We start from the raw sequence: 17,018 nt of genomic DNA, 5'->3' as shown, positions 1-17,018 counted from the left end.
GACCTTGTCGAGTGAATCAAACACGCGCGCAAACTCATTGATTGCCTCAGTCTCAGATTGGGTCTTCGCGATTTCTGGCCAATAGGGGACCATGAGTTGATACGTGATCCGACCGAAGAGCAGGAGGTTCGCTTTGCGTAGCACTTCGGTGAAGTACTTGTGCAGCTCCTTGTCGACAATCCCGTCCGTGTGACTGCAGTAACCGTCGGCGGTGATATTGATAGCGAACACGACCTTTCTCATAGACCTCCAATAAAGAAGATAATATATTTTGCGCGTTCAACGGACCGGAGCTATGCTGCGGCAATGTGCAGTCAGTTCCGTGTAGCATGTTGCGCGGACGTAACGGTTGTTCATTTCAGTTTATTATAGCCGTTGCGCAGCACATTCGCCAACGGCTGGTTCCGTCAGCTTGAGCGACTGGCTAGGCGGCAGATTATTTTTGCAACAGGAACTTCTTTGTTTCTGAATAAGTGTTTGACTGTAATCGGTAAAAATAGACTCCGCTAGCATGATTCGAACCATTCCAGTAAACAGAATAAACGCCAGGTGAATACTCTCCTTCGGTAACAGTAGCAACATATTGTCCCAATAAATCAAATATTTTTAAAGAGACGTAACAAGTTATTGGCACAGAAAATGTTATTTGTGTTGAAGGATTGAATGGATTGGGATAATTTTGAGATAGATAATATTGACTTATTTCCATTATGCCCTTGCGAACTGATGTCACATTACCATACTGAACGCCACGTAATATCGCTCCCGTGATTTCATATGCGTCTATTTTAGCATAATTCGATGCATCGGAGAAATAAAAGTGCTTCATCATAGTAGGCCCAAATCCTTGAGTGGTTATATATAGAGCATCCCATTCATTCTGAGTCATTCGAGTGTGTGAAAACATTTCCTGAGCTGCTGTATTTACACCGAATAGATCAACAGTGATCAATTTAATATAACCTCCATCTCCAGCTCCGGTACCAATCGTAATGCCTCCCCAAACCGTATCACTGCTTACTCGATTGTCATACCCAAAAGGTCGCCAGAAGCTTGTCGTACCTAATCCAAGAAAATAAAACTGAAGAGTATCCGAATGCCAATAGTCATACCCTATTATAGAATTATTGCCAAGGTTGGTAATAACCATGTTGTGGTATAAGTTACTATTGATCATTGTGTCTGACGTTGCTACATATTTTAGATTTTCATTAACCGTGGTATCATTGGGATAAGAGTAATCAGAAAGGGTATGTTTATAATACCACGTATCTCCATTTGCGATAGGAATTATTGGTTGCGATATTCCATGTGAGATTATCACGTTTCCGAGCAGTAATAGACGGCATAGTCTCATAAGTATCTCCCTTTGTATGCGTTCTGCCGCGTAACGCACCGCGGCTAACTTGCGCCAACGTGCAGCCAGTTCTATGTAGATTGTTGCGCGGACGTGACGGTTGATCATTTCAGTTCCTTTTGTCTTTCGCGCGGCGCATTCGCCGACTGCTGGTTCCGTCAGTCAGTGCCAGAGGCACCATGGCGTAAAGCGCCACTTGAGCGGCTGGTTAGGCCGCATCTTCATTTTAACAACAAGAGTTTCTTTGTTTCAGTAAAGGAATCAGTTTCCAATCGATAGAAGTAAACACCACTTGGCAATTTTTCCCCATTCCATTGCAATGAATGGTCTCCAGCAGGCATTTCCTGGAAAACAAGTGTTTCTACTTTTCTTCCTATAATATCATATAGCCTTAATGATACAAATGTTTTTCTCGGTATTGAAAACGAAATGATTGTCGATGGATTGAATGGATTTGGATAATTTTGTTTAAGAAAAGTGGATCCAGGGATTTTTAACAAATCATTTGCCGGAAGATTATATGTGATTTCGGATGAATCGATGTTCCTAAAGATTCCTGCTCCCCAAGAACCAAGCCAAAGATGCCCGTTATGATAGTGAACACTTCGAATGTCGGAATTCATGATATCTGAACTAATTAATTTCCCGTAGGATTTTCCGTACTTAGCTATAACGCCAGAATAGGTTACAGCAATAAATAAGGAATCATCATTTCCCGTAACATCCTCAACTGCACCATTGAATTCCGGAATTCCGACTGTTTGCCAGGTTGCCCCTTTATCAGAACTCATAAATAGTACGTTGACCTCTGAACAACCTGCGTAGAGAGTTGTATTAATGGCAGATACTTTAATGATTGGAGGAGTAATTCCAGCTGGCATGGAGACCGCCGCCCAATGCTCACCCAAATCAGTACTCCGATAAATCTGCGATTCTCCATCGGTTGCGACGACAATAGAATCAACAGCTGCAACACTTGCTACATTGGGTCGTCCACTGTTCGGTAGCCCGCTGGTCATTAACGTCCATGCTGCTCCCCTATTAACACTCTTAAAAAGACCGTATGAAGTGCTTGCATACAAAACATCGTTCGCCCAAGCGATAGAAGTAATATCACCCCCATCAATACCATTATTGCGTTGAACCCAGGAAATCCCTTTATCGCTACTCATGATGACTCTGCAATTATATGTCCAATCGGTCGAGGCTAAGAAAATGGTATCGTTGACATTTATCAAACTCTTTATGAAGGGTTTCACGTTAGAATCAGTGATCTGATTCCATGTTGCGCCAAGATCGGTCGTATAAAATAAACCAGCTCCATTTGTTCCCGCAAAAATACTTTCTCCAACTGAATTTATGCACGAAATTGAACTATTTGTGAGCCCAAGGTTTTTTTGCTGCCATGTAGTACCGAAATCCGATGTAATCTTGATACCATCATATGATGCATAATAAACGATTCCATCTTTTCCATTTAAATGTGTTGGTGAATAATTATAAAGACCATTATTAATTTGCGTCCAACTTATTCCACTATTTGACGATCGATAGATTCCATTGTTATAGATCCCGGCATAAAGACCGGAGTGGTCTGCATATAAATTTGTAATGATGTCGTTTGGTGGTGAGGCTCCTGCTGGAACTGACCAAGTAAGGCCATCGTCAATACTTATATAGACTTCAGCTTGATTTAAAAACCTTGCGGCATAGAGCGTATCATGATATTTACAGATTGCATCCGCCATCCACGCATAAGGATCGGGATCGATCCTTGTCCATTGTTCACCCCTATTCGTGCTTCGAAACATTCCCGAGCCAGAAGCGCCTGCCGCAGAAGCAATAATTACGCTATCACTTGCAATAATTGTTCTGAAATCCAAATTATCAATGCCAGTATTTACAGCCGTCCAATTTGAATCCGATACTGACCTCCTAAATATTCCGTATCCACTCGTTGCGGCAAAAATAAAGGTATCGAGCACTGCCATATCAACTACACTAACGTTTAGAGGCAATCCATTGTTATCTTTTTTCCAAGTTAGTCCTTGATCGCCACTTATGTAAACACCATTGCGATCAGTTCCAGCCCAAATAGTATCTCCAATGGCAGTGATTTTTTTTACTTCATCACTGGCAAGGCCGGTAAATTTCCAATGATCTCCATTGTCTGTGCTTCTAAATACACCGTTAATACCTCCTGCAAAAACAATACTGTCCGTAAAACAAATTGTGGAAATCAACCCACCTTGTGGTCCTGACATTTGTTTCCAAATGAAATCCTGCGAGTTCATCGAAGAGATGTTAAATAGCAACAAGAGTGAAATGCTTGTCTTTTTCATATGCAAAGCTTCAAATGAGTGAAGATGCGCGCTAACGGACCGGCACTAAGCTGCGGAAACGAAAACCTTCCAATTGAGATGCCGGCGCGCGAGCGCCAAACCCTTTAACTTATGTTTTCACTTTCCAACGCGCGGTAAATTGCATCCGCGCTCCTTCCGTCAGATTGAGTGCATGGTTAGGCTGCAAACGCCGTACGCCACAGACTAATGCCCAACGTTCATGATCTCGCCAACGGCCACCTATCTTAAGGTACAGAGGAGAGAAACCTTCTTTGGTAAAACCACATTTTCGAATAAGCTTAATAGAAGCAACATTACCGGGTTGAATATTGGCTTCCAGTCGATGCAACTTCAGTTTAGTGAATGCATATCTGACGACAGTCAGTAATCCTTTCTGCATATATCCCTGACGCTCAAAACCTGTGAATGCGTAGTAACTCAGGTACCCACTGCGAAATAGTCCATAAACGACATTCGTTAGATTTACAACACCAACCAATTGACCTGTAGATGGCAAGAATACAACAAAACCGAAGTTTGTAATGCCATCGTTCTTCTCTAGATAGCGTTTGAATGTCGCGGGATTCGAAGGTGGCGAAACCCAAGGATAATGAAGCCGTCGGCTAGATTGTACGGCTGTGATGAATGCCTTTTGATCGAATCCAATAACAGGACGAATATCAATTTTCATAAGTATGCGCCCTAACGTACCGCGGCCAAGCTGCGGCGGCGAACTGTTAGTTCCATGTAGTTCATTGTTCGGACGTATCTGCTGATCATATCATTCTCGCCGTACTGTCGCGCGGCGAAATCGCCTACGGCTGGTTCCGTCAGCTTGAGCGACTGGTTAGCCAGTGACCTGCCCCCAGTTTATGTGCCAGTGCGTAGTTTAGTTTTGTCCTTCAGGCATTGGCTAACTGAAGGGGATAAAATGTCTCCGGTGCCGGTGGTCTGTAATTCAATGAGCTGTGAGGTCTGAGCTTATTGTATGTGTTTCTCCACCTTTCCGTCACAACCTTCGCCTCCGTAATTGTATCAAAGATCTCTCCGTTAAGCAACTCGTCTCTGAACTTTCCGTTAAATGACTCGATGTATCCGTTCTCCCACGGACTTCCCGGTTCGATGAACAGTGTCTTCACACCGAGTCTTCCCAGCCATGATCGTACTGTATCAGCAACAAACTCCGGTCCATTGTCCGATCTTATATGAGCAGGAGTTCCTCTCGTCACAAATAATTCTGCTAACGCTTCCACAACATCGTTCGATGTAATCTTCCGATCGATCCTGATCGCCAGGCATTCTCTGGTATATTCATCGATCACGTTGAGCATCCTCAACGGTTTTCCATTACTCGTTCTGTCTGCAACAAAATCGTAACTCCAGACATGATCCTTTCGTTCTGGCCGCAGGCGTATGCAGGATCCATCGTTGAACCAGAGTCTTCTCCGCTTGGGCTGCTTTTTCGGCACTTTCAGCCCCTCCTGACGCCATATTCGTTCGACTCTCTTGTGGTTGACGTGCCAGCCTTCACTCCGCAGCAATGCCGTTATCCGGCGGTATCCGTAACGTCCATATTCACATGCCAGTTCGGTGATGCGCTGTGTGAGAAGTCCTTGTTCCTGACTGACCCGGTGTTCTTGTCGTTGTGTCGAGCGCGGCTGCTCCAGAACCATGCACACTCGACGCTCCGAGTATCCGATCTTTTCTTGAACCTCTTCCACGGCCCGGCGCTTCTTCGCCGGGCTTAAAAGTTTCCCCGTGCTGCTTCCTTCAAGATCGAGTTGTCAATCGTCAGATCGGCAACGACCTTCCGCAATCGGCCGTTCTCTGCTTCCAGCTCCTTTAATCGCTTCGCCTGGTCAACTCTCAGGCCTCCGTACTCCTTCCGCCACTTGTAATACGTCATCTCACTGACCTCCAGCTGCCGTGCCACCTCGGTGATCGTCTTCCCCTGGCTCTGCAGCACTTCTGCTTCGTGTAACTTGTTAATGATCTCCTCTGCAGTATACCGCTTCCGACTCATGACCTTCCTCCTTTTTTGATGACTTCCAATATACTATATTGGATCATCTTTTGGGGGGCAGGTCATCAGCTGTAATGCCTTTGGCAATATTCAAATCCATTTCCACGAGAAGAAATTTTCTTTTGCCTAAATCCTCTTTGTTTAATTCCAAAATAGCTTGCCCGAGGCTTCCAGATCCCGCGAAAGAATCTAGAAAAAATCCGTCCTTTTCATGTTTACCATTAATAACCATTGACGCAAAGTATTTTATCAATTCCACAGGCTTAGGATTAGAAAACACCTTCGTCCCAAAAATATTTTCTATTTCCCACGTACCATCTTGATTAAATGGCCCTGTCATAATAGAAATTGGTTTTGCCATTCTTATCTGACCATCCTCATCTCTCAAATATTGCTTAAATCTCACGCTCCACTTACCCTTTGCTTTTTTTATTACTAACTCATCATTTTCAAGAGCTTTTAACATTCGCTCTTTTGCCCAAATCCATTGCTTGTCAGGCCAAATTTCTTCGCCTTTATATAATATGGGATATACAAGATTTGGTCTATCATCTTTACTCCTTGTTGCCAAAGGTTGCGTAACAAACCCACCACGAACTTCATATTTGGAATCACGCCCTCTATATTTTTTTGCTTCTTCAATACTAAGAGGCGCTTCAATACTTAATATTGGATTCCGTGAATAACAAAAAATATATTCATGAATATTACCAAATCCTTTAGTTAACGCTCCTGGACCGTATTTATTTTTCCAAATAATAGCTTGAACAAAGTTGTTTTCTCCGAAGATTTCATCCAACATTGGTTTCAGAGCAAATGCTTCGTTATCATCAATGGAGATAAATATTAAACCATCTTTTCGTAAAAATTTTCGTAGCAGAGTTAACCTCGGATACATCATGCACAGCCACTTATCATGCCGGGAGAGGTCTTCTCCTTCCTTTCCTACGGCTTGATCAAGCCACGCTCTGATATCGGGCGAATTTACATTGTCGTTGTATTTCCAGCCCTCGTTTCCAGTATTATACGGTGGATCGATATAAATAAATTTTACTTCGCCGGCGTAATATGGAAGTAATGCCTTAAGTGCAAGCAAATTGTCTCCATGAACCAGCAAATTCTCAGCCTCTGGGTCGCCTGCTGAAAGAGATGGATCGCATTTCAACAGTCTGTATGGTACTTGCGTATGGTGATTGACGACAGCCTTTTTCCCGATCCAATCAAGAGTGGGCATTAAATTTCCAATTATTCAATGTTCGAAAGGATTCTATGTGAAAAATCCGCAGCTCGTCCCTCCATACGTTCCACGGATTCATTTCGACAAAAGGTAGCTATTTTAATTGGTCAATTCAACAGCATCAACCGCTTTTGACTTTTCCGAGCATGCCTGACCAGACAGCGAAAATAGGCTGGCCTCGAAGCTCGAAAAATTGGATGACTAAATAACAATGCCCATATCTATCAGGCATGGGCATTGAGATGTTCAAAGTTGAAAAAGGATTTTAGATATAAGCCCCAACAAATAGGCTTAGGGCTTCCTCCTCAATTGTGCCCGCAACTTTGCCGAAGGAGAGAGCGCCGGAGATTCCTTCACCATGTTCTCTAGTACTTTTAACCCGTAAGAAATTGGCTCACGGATGTTTTCTCCTTTTACTATTCTACCTAATACTACTATATTGGATTATCTTTTGGGGGGCAGGTCATCTCCACAAAAGCATTTCTTAGCCGAGCCTTGCCAGCGGAGTTTACATTTGCCAGATGAGGGCATGCGATTTTGTCGATACGAAGAAATGGATGCTGCTCAGATAGTGCTTGCGCCTGAATCTCGGAACGAGCTCGTTCGACTGACTGAATAAGCTCGATTAAAAAATTAACGAAAGAGCCCTATGAAAATTGTCCATGTCGTTTTTTTTGCGCTGTATATTGCTGCGTATAACCATAGTTCCGGCCAGTCTATGTCATTCGACACATTTACAAATCCTGTGATTCCCGGCGACCACCCTGATTGCACGTTGACAAAGGTGGGGAGTGATTTTTACACCACCGGCTCGTCGTTCAATCCAACGCCGGTCATCTACCACTCAACAGACCTTATTCATTGGGAAGCTGTCGCGCAGCCGGTGTCGGCTTCATGGTCAAACTACGGCGATACGCCGGCGGGCGGATGTTGGGGCGGGCAAATGGTTCACTATAATAATAAATACTGGGATTTTTTTTCGCGAGCGAATTCGATGTATTTTGTTACCGCAAGCGATCCCAAGGGACCATGGAGCATGCCAACGTTAATGAGTACGCCTTCGAGCGTTCCCGGCTTAGGCTACGACAACTCCATTTTTATTGACGACGATAACTCCTGGTACTTATTGGTCAAGAACGGCCAGGTGAACAATTGGATAGTCCAATTAGGGGATGACGGACAACCCAACGGGGCGATCTATAATTTATGCTGGATCAATCCGGCCCCTTCGTACCCGTACAGTTGGGCGGAGGGACCCGTGATGTGGAAGTATAAAGGGTATTATTACTACAGTTTTGCACGCGACGTGTCCGGCGGGCAAAAGGTTCTCCGAAGTTCCAAACTAACCGGGGACCAATCTTCGTGGACGCTTCTGGGTGACTTCTTTAATCTTACCGACCGTCAGATCTCCGGCGCACTGTTCCAAAACCCGAATCATTCATCCGGCGTCGTCATGCTTAACGACAGCACTAGCTGGGTTATTCATCCATTGTGGCGGAATGCCAATGGTAATGAATGGTACGGTCAGGGACGGCAGGGATTGGTCAACGAGGTAAGCTATGATACCAGCGGCAAGCCGACAGCAGATTATCCGATCAACGTCCCCAAGACCGCCCCTAAACTGCCGAGCAGCGGTATCCCATGGATGGTCCCTCATTCTGATTTTTTCAATTCCGCAACGTTGAATCCTGAGTGGTCGTTTTTAGGTTACACGCCTGACAATACATACTCGCTCACCGATCGCCCAGGATGGCTGCGATTATCGCCAAAGGGGAAAATCAATACGGTGATAAAAAATGACGGCGAACATAATTACTCGATCATTACCCAATTGGAATTCGATCCGAAAACTCCTGCCGATCAAGCCGGAATTTGGGTGTTTAACGGTCTGCAGACTCTGAGCATAAAGCTCTACAGCACCGTTGATTCATCGGGTCATACGGTCATCGCATGTTCTTATAACGGAACTTATTACCAGACTCCAAACAACGCGGGGGATGCCGTATGGTTGAAACTGGTTCGAGTAAATCATACAATGACGGGCTATTGGAGCGTCGACGGTTATGATTGGACTCAGGTGGGAAGCAGCTTCAATACATCGGGAATGGACGGTTTGCAGCCAAACTATAACTCATGGACAGGCAACCGGCAGGGTGTGTTTGTTCAAAACAGTCCTGCGTATTTCGATCTCTATATTTACCGCGACGCTCATACACCGATGCTTGCGGAATGCCCAGCCAATCAGAACGGCACCGCACGGTCAGCCCCAACCCAGGGCATTGCCGTACTCGACAATATTCACAACAACGATTGGGCACTCTATGCGGGAGTAGAATTTGGCAATGCGGACAAATATCCGAAGAAAAGCGACTCGGTCATGATCGTCGCTTCTTGTGCCTCATTGGGAGGTACTGTAGAAGTGTGGCTTGATTCTCTTGATACAGGCAACAAAATAGCGGTCTGCAATATCAGCAACACCGGCTCTTCCGGCGTTTTTAAGACTTTTGCCGCAAAGGTGGCATCACCCGTCACCGGCAATCATGATGTGTATCTGAAATTTGTCGGGACCGGCTCGGAAGAACTTTTCCAACTGCAATGGCTGTATTTTGTTGACAGCAACTTTCCGGAGACGTTCGTTAAGGATCTGCACCCCGCTCGCAGACCAGAAGTGTATTCGTTGGAACAGAATTTTCCAAACCCGTTCAATCCAACAACAGTCATCAGTTATCAATTACCAATGAATACTGTTGTGACGTTGAACGTATACGATGTGCTTGGGAGAGAAGTCAAGACCATAATCAGCGAACGTCAGACTGCGGGTGCTCACTCGGTGACTTTCGATGCGAGCTCGTTAGCGAGCGGAGTGTACTTCTATAGACTGCAGGCGGGAGCATTCGTTCAGACAAGGAAGTTGATCGTAATGAAGTAACTTTGTGAAAACGCTATTGAAAGACAGCAATTCTCAGTTACATTTTGGTTACTCGGTGTCGCCGGAAATGCAAAAGCCCCTGTAAACACAGGGGCTTTTTGTTGCTCCAGCGACCTTAGAAAACAGGCAGTCTCCTAAATCTCAATAGAAGTGAATTCCATGCGAGGTCACATGTAAGCTTTTAGTGAACGATTCATTTCATACCTCAGAGTTCCCACATATTGTTGAACCTTCTTGATAGATCGTCCAGCGTAGATAGCAGATCTTCGATTATCCAGGAGAAGATTGTTCTTCCCCGGGGAAAATTAATTGACGAAACAAGTTGGGGAGTTCAGCCTGGAGGAGTTCAACGGATCGAATCCTCGAGCGGGATCTATTTTTCGCCGTTGGAGTTTGACGGGAAGATACAGGTGAAGAAGATGATGCTGTTGAAGTAAGCAGTTCAAATTCGTTATCATTGCCCGGTGCCGATGTAGGTGCCGGACCTTTTTATTTCTTGACTCTTCCCTCCTTAACTTCTACATTTGTCCAATTATATAACCAATTCGGGGCGGAACGGTTACAGATGAACCTCCTGATTCGTTCTTGATGATGGAGGTTTTGTGTTTTAATGAAATTGTACGTGGTCGCAGGTTAGTCGCTGTTTATTTGGTGGCTTAAGAATAATCAGGAGTATACATGAGCAAAGAAAAAAACGATGATTGTTTGGTTTGTTGTTGGAGTAGTGTTCTTAAGTGTCTGTGTCCATGATTTCTATAATTATAGTTCATCAAATAAATCTTTACTGATCATAATATTTGAAGGCATTGCGGGAATTGCATCATTTATAAATATTTCTAATTATAGAAGGAAGGTCATTGCTAAGAAAGCCACCATAACTAACGGCACAAGCTGACGTAACCGGCCATCGGCAAATGCGCCGCGCGAAAAACAAAAGAAGCTGAAATGAACGACTGTCACGTCCGTGCAACGAACCACAAACAAAATGCTGCACGTTGCCGCTCTTCGAGCCTATGACTCGCAGAGTCGCATGCAGCTTAGTCGCGGTACGTCAGGGCGCCATAAAGAAATCAATAATAGGGAACATTTGTAATGAATTGGATAAGATTATTTCCAAAAGTGACTGAGGAATATAAAGGGTCGCAAATTGCCTTTTATTATTTTGTTTTAATCGCTGTTATAAGTACAGTTCGCAGTCTTATACATATTGTACTTTCTGATGGCGGAGCTAATTCGATTGCTGGAATAGCGATAAATGTTGCTGGCGGAACAAATATAATATCGATCTTTGCACAATGGGGAGCGAGTCAACTTGTTCTTGCTTTTATTTATTGGTTGATTATCGTACGTTATCAATTTCTTGTGCCATGTATGTTAGCGATAATTACTCTCGAACAATTTTTACGCATTGGAGTTGGACATTTAAAACCGTTAGAAGTTTCAGCAATGCCGCCGGGAGCAATAGGAAGTTATTTAATACTCCCGCTTTCTTTAATTGCTTTGGTATTATCTTTATGGCAAAAGTCTAAGGCGGCCTGACCAGCGGGTCAAGTCCCGAAGGGATCTCTTCGGGACTGACGGAACCAACCCTTGGCGAATGCGCCGCGCGTAACAGGGAGTTACTATCGGACGGTGACCGGGAGGGAAATTTGGGCCGAGACGGAGAAAGGGATACCGATAACCGAGACGAGTTAATTTATTTTTGGGAAAGAAACAGTTTTCATTCGTATGCTTGTCACCAGCGATCTTGTCCTACATCGTCCACGGCTCGGCATGAATGTCGAGCTCATCCGACCAGCGTCGCTGCAGCCTAAAAATCTCTTCCATTAAATCCTGTGATAAGAACTGCTTCGATTCCTTTGCGGCCAGAAATTCATTGAGGTTGCTCAATTTGGCCGCCGCTCCAACGGTGGCGAGTACGTTGGGAATACTACGAGCAAAACGAAGGCAAAATTCTGTCCAGCTTGTGATGCCGGAACGTTCAAAGATGGGAGCTACCTGAACAGCCCGTTTCTGAAGATATTCCTTCCAGGCGGCGCCTGGAACATCGCGTAATCTGTGCACCGGCCCGCCGGCAACGGTTCGCAAGGCGATGATAGACTGGTCTCGTTCAATCAGCACGTCCCATAATTCATTGCTTGCAAAACGCTGCAATGGGTTCAGATACAAGATGAAGGCGTCGACAATTCCTTCGGCAGATCCGCCTTGCAAAGCTTTCAACGCTGTTTGCGAAGTCCATGGAAACACTTCCAGGACGTAGCTTTTGACAAGCCCTGATTCACGAATTCTTTCCAGCTTTTTCACAGAGGTACCACCAGCTGCAAAATCCTGCGCTAATTCACCGCCGATGCACAATTGACCCACATCTAAACTCTTCAAACCGAGAGGTTCAAGGTTCCTTTTAATATCTGCCGTAAGCGCTTCAATATTGTCTCCGCCTATTTTCGCAATCACCGTCGGAATTTTTGTCCTGTCTTTATCAAAAGCAGCCGACAGCAGTTCCAGCGCATTCCCATACTGGCGGCTTGTATGAAACCAAACCCCCGCATTTATCGCTGCACACGCTACCGTCACTCGTTCTTTGAAGGGGATGTGTTCATCGCCCAATCGCGTCGTTCCATAAATAAAGGATGAAATATTTTTCATTGACGATGTATTGTTCATTGTGGAGTTTTCGAATAATGGAAGTAAATATTAAATCCGCAAGATCTGAGTTCGCTAAAAAAATTACTCCTCTTCAGCTCTCCCCGCAGCCCAGAGTACGGCACCGGTTAAATGTTTTCTGAAAATTTCATTATCGTACAATTCCGCACTGTGACCGAGAGCCGTATAAAAGCTTCGTCCGCGTCCGATCTTTTGGCACCAAATCAACGGATGATCGCCCATGACGATATTGACATTCTTAAACCACAAGTTTTCATCGATGTTATAAGATTTCTCATCAATTGAGGCCAACACCTTCACACTCGCATTGTCCCTTGGATTCCGGTCAAAACTATAGAACTCGTCCTTCCATCTCACGGTATCAGCGCTGAAACACAGGGTCGCAGGGTGATTTCTGTCCTCAATGGTGAGTGTTCCCTCATGCACCGGTGGATGACCAAGAAAATGAGCTCCCAATAATTTCCCGTACCATGCCCATTTGTATTCTGTATCAGTAGCTGAATGAACGCCCACAAATCCACCGCCGCCTTCAACATAATTTTGAAGAGCGAGTTTCTCTTCGTCATCCAGAAGGTCGTTGCCGGTCGTTAATAAAAATACGACAACGTTGTATTTGCTTAGTTCCTTCTCCGAAAACATGGTGGAATCCTCGGTAAAGGTGATCCGCCAATTTTTTTCATGTGCCATCTCATAAAATGCCTTTATCGCATTCGATTTGGAATCATGATAAAAACCCGTTGTCTTTGTAAAAACAAGCACATTCATTCCTTGTCGCAGTTGATGTCCAGCCTCCTGTGCCTGGTTGTTTTCCAGAACCTGATTTTGCGAAAAGGCGGAACTTGCCAGCAGAGCCGCACCGATAACCAACAAGAGATGTTTTATCATTACGGTGTTATTTATAAATTGAGACTTCTGAATATTTCCAAAAGCAGGGCTCACACAAAGACGCAAAACGATTTAAAAATAGATTCCTTGCGTCTTGGCGGATTGGCAAAAGACGATTTTTCAGAGGTCCCGAATTAATCGTCAAGATTTTGGTTTTTCAATACCAACCTTATTTACTCTTAACCAAAGAATAAACCAGTTCGATACCTTTCCCCTCTTCGCTAAGATTGCGGCTGTATTTTTTCTCGGCAGCATTGTTCCAATGTTCCGAAGTGCCGAGACTGGTCAATCTTGTGCCTGTTCTCTCTGGATCATAAAACGTACCAGACGGCGGATTGTCGGCAAGGGCGCTTTCATTGACAGAGTAATCGCTGTACATCATATCGGGCGCGTCAGGCCATTCCGCAAGCGCGAAGTCCAGCACGACAGCATCAATTGCCACGCCATCCTGCGAAGCAAATAAACTGCATGGCCAGTTGTTGTTAAAAGGAGCAAGCGCCCATTTGTAGCCGGGGACACCGTCGACAAATTTATTGCTGTAAATGCCGTCAATTAAAAATAACATCGTTTTCCCGCCCAGATCTTTGTGTCCCAAATAATCGGGATAAACAGAATAAGTATGCACACCTTCGCGGTTCTGGCTAAAACCGCTGGAGTGCGCGTTCTTATGCCAGTCGTCTTCGATGCTCGTGCAGCCAAAGAAATTCTTTGCACAAAGACTTACGCCCTGAGTGACATGTCCCTTCATGATCGCCATATTGATGATATAATCAGCGTTGACGACACACGCGGCCAGTCCGGTTGCCACCTTTCCGTTATCGACGGAATAGGGAATGGCGTGGTCCACGAACGTCGCCTTTTCACGGCCATCGCCTCCGTTATGATCGGTGTAGTGCACGTTCGGATAAGCCGTGTGGCATTTGTCGTAGATATTATTCGTAATAAATCTGCTGGGGTCGGTCACGGTAATGTCTTCTTGGGGAATTCCGGCTTCATTCACCAGACTTTTTAAGAGAGAGAGAACCAACTGCGGGTTTGCATTGATCTCATTGTTGCTTTTGCGTGAATAGGTGTTGTTCAGGTTTATTTTGATCGTTACCCTTTCGCCCGGTTTATAGCCGGCGTCAATATTATGTTTTGATTTGTTGAAGAAACGAAACAAGGCGCTCCACGAATCCTTTTCGTTTTGAATTCCGGTCAAACCGCAGAGTGTTTGCGTTAGCAGTTTATCGGTTTCCGCCTGATTGTTAAACTGATCGTCCCACCAAAAACCTGTTGTTCCGTCCCACGATGCAATTTTTGGATTATGGCCCCAGGCAACCCGGCCTGGGTGCATGCCCTTGGCGATACCAAGAGGCACGTTCGGCTTGTACCAGATTTCCAATTTGTTAGCGCTTGGTTTTGCATCCGATTCCGGCGTATGAAAATTAACGGCAACGATCCCAAGTACCGCAAAGAGAGCCGCACCAATGTATTTGGCCTCGAAGAAACTACGTTTTGCTTTTCTGAAAGCAAACGCCGATCCGGCTAAAGTCAGGATCCAAATTACAAAACCCGACATTATTGGATATGCCGCTTGCATGCAAGGGTAGGCCGCACGCGAGGGTTTGGGTATGACACGTATGAGAAACCAAAGCGTAGAACTAATACCCAGAACTATGAAGCTCAATTTTACCCAATGTCTCTTTGCGCATTGAATAAACACGAAAAGGGTTTTCAATTTTCTCCTCCATGTTTCATTTTTAGATCATCGTAGAGATCAACAAATCCATCAACTTTAACCTTATTCAAAATAAGAATTTACATTACGCACAAATCCTTTTTGACGCCTCCAACCCTAGCCGCATGCTCACACACAGAGGGGATTTAGAGGTGTGTCTTTTGTTTGGTGGCACCTCTTTCATGATTTCCTCAGAATGCGTAACGTCAATTAAATGTAAATCTTGTAAAACAATTTACAATAAGTCTACTACCATTTCAATAAACTAAAATGGGAGATAAGCGTAATTCATATCACCGTTTCTCTGCAACATCTCGCCACAGACATTCACCATCTGGGGCTTCTTTATTGCCTTGACATTCCATCTGAAAATGGAGTACTTTAACCCTGAATAGAACGCGAACAGCCGGGCTCATTGGGGAGTGATGAGACGGTTGGGCTGAGAGTATCAAGACACCTCTGGACTTCCGCTGCGCAGAATGAAAGAGGTTCTTGTGTTTATGGGGCGGGAGATAAAAAGCTATGAAGCGCATTTTCTTTTTGTTCTTGTGGCTGGCAACAATGCAAGCATATATGCTTCCATTGCAGGCCCAATGGATACAAACGAGTCTCTCCGATCCTGACAGCGATGTTATCAGCTGTTTTGCCGTGAGCGGTGCAGATCTTTTTGCCGTGACCGAATACGGCGAAGTGTTTCTTACCACCAACGGCGGATCAAACTGGGCCCCCGTCGGCGCAAACCTCACGAAGGCATTCGTCCTCTCTCTTGCCGTCAACGGAACAGATCTTCTTGCCGGTACTCTTTCCGGAGCCGGCATTTATCGCTCTACGGATAATGGAACCAGCTGGACTCCGGCCGACTCGGGCCTTACGAACGCCTTTGTCCTCTCTTTTGCCGTCAACGGAACGGATCTTTTTGCCGGGACGTTCTATGGCGCCGGCGTTTTTCTTTCCACGAACAACGGCACACGATGGGCTCCGGTCGATTCAGGCCTCACCAATACGGACGTCTTTTCTCTCGCTGTCAACGGAACAAATCTCTTTGCTGGGACTGCGGGGGGTGTCTTTCTTTCCACGAACAACGGAACCAGCTGGACCCCGGTCGACTCGGGCCTCACCAACGTGAGTGTTCACACTTTTGCCGTGAGTGGAATGAACCTCTTTGCGGGGACCGATGACGGCGTCTCTGTCACTAACGACACCGGAACCGTTTGGACACCCATCGACTCGGGCCTAACCTTACCGATCGTCTATTCTCTTGCCGCCAATGGCTCGGACGTCTATGCAGGAACGGCCGGCGGGGTCTTCGTTACTACGAACAACGGAACCAGCTGGTCTCAGGTCGATTCGGGCTTGTCCAGCACCGTCGTCTATTCTCTTGCCGTCAGCGGACCGAATCTCTTTGCCGGAACGGTAGGAAGCGGAGTCTGGCGGCGGCCGCTGTCCGAGATGGCTTCTGTAAGATCGCATGACGTTCAAATGCCCGTGCAGTTCTCCCTTTCACAAAATTATCCTAATCCGTTCAATCCGACGACAACAATTTCATTCACCCTTCCTTCCCGTTCGATCGTATCGTTGAAGATCTTTGATATCCTGGGAAGGGAAGTGTCGACGATCGTCTCCGGAGAACTCCAGGCCGGAAGCTACACTCAGCAATGGAACGCGGCAAATATGGCAAGCGGGGTTTACTTTTATCGGCTTGTGGCCAAAGCCGCCCCTTCGGGACAAGCTGGGACATACAGCGAGACGAAGAAGCTTTTGCTCATGAAATAGCATCAGTTGCGCAACGACAACATTTACCCGATCGAACGCGCTTCGTTGGTTTAAGGTTATCGATAGAAGTATTCTCGGCTCCCTTCGA

Annotated in this window: 12 protein-coding genes; 3 read left to right on the top strand and 9 right to left on the bottom strand. The window is 45.4% G+C overall.

The features are described 5' to 3' along the window. The 6 genes from VMF88_03160 to VMF88_03135 all read right to left on the bottom strand — a co-directional run. On the bottom strand, positions 1–243 hold a 243-nt coding region (locus VMF88_03160), incomplete at its 3' end, for a dihydrofolate reductase (protein ID HTY10051.1). Positions 244–436: 193 nt separating this feature from the next. Next, positions 437–1,465 (bottom strand): T9SS type A sorting domain-containing protein, encoded by a 1,029-nt coding sequence (locus tag VMF88_03155; protein ID HTY10050.1) that lies wholly within the window; start codon positions 1,463–1,465, stop codon positions 437–439. Positions 1,466–1,578: 113 nt separating this feature from the next. Further along, the gene (locus VMF88_03150; GenBank protein HTY10049.1) at positions 1,579–3,699 is read right to left on the bottom strand and encodes a T9SS type A sorting domain-containing protein; all 2,121 of its coding nucleotides are present in this window, start codon (positions 3,697–3,699) and stop codon (positions 1,579–1,581) included. 109 nt (positions 3,700–3,808) lie between these two features. After that, positions 3,809–4,390 (bottom strand): GNAT family protein, encoded by a 582-nt coding sequence (locus VMF88_03145; protein HTY10048.1) that lies wholly within the window; start codon positions 4,388–4,390, stop codon positions 3,809–3,811. A gap of 211 nt (positions 4,391–4,601) precedes the next feature. Beyond that, a protein-coding gene (locus VMF88_03140; protein HTY10047.1) for an IS3 family transposase occupies positions 4,602–5,722 on the bottom strand; the annotation gives its coding sequence in 2 pieces (ribosomal slippage) (positions 4,602–5,458 and positions 5,458–5,722; 1,122 coding nt in all). A 43-nt stretch (positions 5,723–5,765) separates the two neighbouring features. Next, positions 5,766–6,956: a site-specific DNA-methyltransferase gene (locus VMF88_03135; protein ID HTY10046.1), complete on the bottom strand. Its 1,191-nt coding sequence runs from the start codon at positions 6,954–6,956 to the stop codon at positions 5,766–5,768. 652 nt (positions 6,957–7,608) lie between these two features. Here VMF88_03135 and VMF88_03130 point away from each other — a divergent pair. Next, positions 7,609–9,888 (top strand): family 43 glycosylhydrolase, encoded by a 2,280-nt coding sequence (locus VMF88_03130; GenBank protein ID HTY10045.1) that lies wholly within the window; start codon positions 7,609–7,611, stop codon positions 9,886–9,888. Positions 9,889–10,980: 1,092 nt separating this feature from the next. After that, entirely contained in the window at positions 10,981–11,427 is a 447-nt protein-coding gene (locus tag VMF88_03125; GenBank protein ID HTY10044.1) for a hypothetical protein, read from the top strand. 213 nt (positions 11,428–11,640) lie between these two features. On the opposite strand, the gene VMF88_03120 is transcribed toward VMF88_03125, so the two are convergent. The 3 genes from VMF88_03120 to VMF88_03110 all read right to left on the bottom strand — a co-directional run bounded on the left by VMF88_03120 (position 11,641) and on the right by VMF88_03110 (position 15,157). Beyond that, on the bottom strand, positions 11,641–12,552 hold the full coding sequence (locus VMF88_03120; GenBank protein ID HTY10043.1) for an aldo/keto reductase: 912 nt from the start codon (positions 12,550–12,552) through the stop codon (positions 11,641–11,643). A 63-nt stretch (positions 12,553–12,615) separates the two neighbouring features. Next, complete coding sequence (locus tag VMF88_03115) at positions 12,616–13,437, bottom strand: ThuA domain-containing protein (GenBank protein HTY10042.1); 822 nt, start codon at positions 13,435–13,437, stop codon at positions 12,616–12,618. Between the two features lie 169 nt (positions 13,438–13,606). Then, positions 13,607–15,157: a DUF362 domain-containing protein gene (locus VMF88_03110; protein HTY10041.1), complete on the bottom strand. Its 1,551-nt coding sequence runs from the start codon at positions 15,155–15,157 to the stop codon at positions 13,607–13,609. Positions 15,158–15,679: 522 nt separating this feature from the next. Between VMF88_03110 and VMF88_03105 the strand changes: the two genes are divergently transcribed. Further along, a complete protein-coding gene (locus VMF88_03105) occupies positions 15,680–16,930 on the top strand; it encodes a T9SS type A sorting domain-containing protein (protein HTY10040.1) in 1,251 nt (416 codons plus the stop codon). The last annotated feature ends 88 nt before the right edge of the window (positions 16,931–17,018 follow it).

This window comes from Bacteroidota bacterium, from assembly GCA_035506275.1.
Taxonomy (GTDB): domain Bacteria; phylum Bacteroidota; class Ignavibacteria; order UBA10030; family UBA8401; genus JAGVPT01.
The sequence above is the reverse complement of the archived record's forward strand: the minus strand, read 5'-3'. Positions and strand labels throughout refer to the sequence as shown.

Bases quoted from the DNA above. Each gene is read 5' to 3' on its own strand.
- VMF88_03155 (HTY10050.1), bottom strand. From the start codon at position 1,465: ATGATCAACCGTCACGTCCGCGCAACAATCTACATAGAACTGGCTGCA.
- VMF88_03150 (HTY10049.1), bottom strand. From the start codon at position 3,699: ATGAAAAAGACAAGCATTTCACTCTTGTTGCTATTTAACATCTCTTCG.
- VMF88_03145 (HTY10048.1), bottom strand. From the start codon at position 4,390: ATGAAAATTGATATTCGTCCTGTTATTGGATTCGATCAAAAGGCATTC.
- VMF88_03135 (HTY10046.1), bottom strand. From the start codon at position 6,956: ATGCCCACTCTTGATTGGATCGGGAAAAAGGCTGTCGTCAATCACCAT.
- VMF88_03130 (HTY10045.1), top strand. From the start codon at position 7,609: ATGAAAATTGTCCATGTCGTTTTTTTTGCGCTGTATATTGCTGCGTAT.
- VMF88_03125 (HTY10044.1), top strand. From the start codon at position 10,981: ATGAATTGGATAAGATTATTTCCAAAAGTGACTGAGGAATATAAAGGG.
- VMF88_03120 (HTY10043.1), bottom strand. From the start codon at position 12,552: ATGAACAATACATCGTCAATGAAAAATATTTCATCCTTTATTTATGGA.
- VMF88_03115 (HTY10042.1), bottom strand. From the start codon at position 13,437: ATGATAAAACATCTCTTGTTGGTTATCGGTGCGGCTCTGCTGGCAAGT.
- VMF88_03105 (HTY10040.1), top strand. From the start codon at position 15,680: ATGAAGCGCATTTTCTTTTTGTTCTTGTGGCTGGCAACAATGCAAGCA.